Source organism: Microbacterium sp. (genome assembly GCF_047972865.1).
Lineage (GTDB): Bacteria > Actinomycetota > Actinomycetes > Actinomycetales > Microbacteriaceae > Microbacterium.
Map to the genome: position 1 here is coordinate 1 of NZ_JBKEAY010000107.1, position 1874 is coordinate 1874.

Genomic DNA, 1874 nt, shown 5'->3' on the forward strand with positions numbered 1-1874 from the left:
CGGCGCCGGGCAGCGGGAGCTCTACGAGCGGCTCCGCGCGAACCCGGCCGGGGCGTTCCCTCACGAGACGCCGGCGATGTTCAGCCCCGCGGCCGCCGCCCAGGAGGAGCACAACCCGACCACCGCGGTGAAACGGTTCGGGCCGCTCTACCTGCCGATGGAGTTCACGAATTGGTCGCACGAGGCGTCCGCTCACGTGGAGTCTGCCTACCTCGGCGACTGGTCTTCGCTCACGAAGGTGTCGGTGCTCGGCCGCCAGGCCCTCGCGTTTCTCAGCCGGCTGGGCATGAACGACCTGTCGCGGTTCGAGCTCGGGCAGATCAAGCACCACGTGCAACTCGACGAGCACGGTCGCGTCGCCTCGGAGGGAATCCTGGTGCGGCTCGGCGACGACGAGTTCCTCTTCACCGGGCCGGGCGACTGGATGCTGTGGCAGCTGAGCCAGGGCGAATGGGACATCGAGGCCCGCGATGTCAGCCCGGAGATCTTCATCTTCGGGGTGCAGGGCCCGCGGTCGCTCGGCGTGCTGGAACGCGTGCTCGGCGCGGGAAGTCTGCGCGAGCTGGCCTTCAACCGCAGCCGCCCCGCGCGGCTGGCCGGCGTCGACGTGCGCGTGCTGCGCACCGGCATCTCCGGTCAGCTCGGCTACGAGGTGCACGGCCCCACCGGTGCCGCGAACGAGCTGTGGCGGATGCTGCGCGACGCGGGCACCGAGTTCGATCTGCGCCAGCTCGGCATCCGCTCGCAGTCGGTGCAGCACATCGAAGCCGGCATCGCGACGAACGGCCTCGACTACATTCCGGCCTCAGCCGTCACGCCGGGGGCGGCCTGGCAGTTCAAGAAGGGCGGCATCGTCGGGAGTTTCGTCCCCGCCAGCGGGTTCACCGACTACTTCCGCACCCCGGCGGAGCTCGGATGGCATGCCCGCGGTGAGTTCGGGCACGACTTCATCGGCAGAGACGCGTTGCTGTCCGCCGCGACATCCGGCCCGCCCACCCGCGTGCTCGCCGGGCTGGAGTGGAACGCGGCGGACGTCGCGGCGGTGCTGACGGCGGCGCTGCACCCGGAGGGGCCGCTTCCCGACCCGATGGAGCTGCCGCGTTTCGCCGGGCCCGCCTTCGATACGGTGCTGCGCGACGGGGTCGCCGTCGGCGTGGCCACCGGCCGCACCCTCAGCCCCACGCTGCGCCAAACCATCTCGCTCGTGACGATCGCTCGCGAACACAGTGCGCCGGGCACCGAGGTCGTCGTGGTGTGGGGGCGACCCGGCACCGCACAGCGCGAGATCCGCGCGATCGTGCGGGCGCTGCCGTTCCGGCCCGACCGCCGCCGCGCCGAGGTGGACGGTTCCTGAACCGTCAAGACCGGGCGCGGAACCAGGCGGTCATGAAGTCGAGGAACACCTTGACGCGTTCGGGGGTGCGCCCGCCCGGTCCGTGTACCGCGTACAGGGCGCGCGCCGGCGGCTGCTGTGCCGGTAGCACTTCGACGAGGTCCCCGGTCGCCAGCCGCGCCTCGGCCGGACGCCGCGGGATCAGTGCGATTCCGGTGCCGGCCTCCAAGAGCTTCTCGATCACCAGATACGAGTTGGCGATCGCGGCCGGCTCGGGAACTTTGAAATGGACGGTGTCGTCGCCCTCGCCCAGACGCCACACCGGGTCGTTCGGATGCAGCAGGCACTCGTGTTCGGCCAGGTCGGCCACCGAGTCGGGCGCGCCGCGGCGTCGCACGTAGTCCGCTGAGGCGGCCAGCACGAACGGCAGCTCCGACACCCGCCGCACCAGCACGCTCGAGTCGCGCAGGTCACGGGTGTGGAAGGCGACGTCGTAGCCCCGGTCGAGGAAGTCGTAGTTGCGATCCGACATCCCGCCCAG

Annotated in this window: 2 protein-coding genes; one reads left to right on the forward strand and one right to left on the reverse strand. The window is 71.2% G+C overall.

Annotated features, from left to right (window positions below; all coding sequences use genetic code 11):
• A partial coding sequence (locus tag ACK5KK_RS06600; RefSeq protein ID WP_416889294.1) for a hypothetical protein occupies positions 1 to 1354 on the forward strand: 1354 nt, incomplete at its 5' end.
• 4 nt (positions 1355 to 1358) lie between these two features.
• On the opposite strand, the gene ACK5KK_RS06605 is transcribed toward ACK5KK_RS06600, so the two are convergent.
• Positions 1359 to 1874 (reverse strand): substrate binding domain-containing protein (locus tag ACK5KK_RS06605; RefSeq protein ID WP_416889295.1); only part of this gene is annotated, 516 nt, incomplete at its 5' end.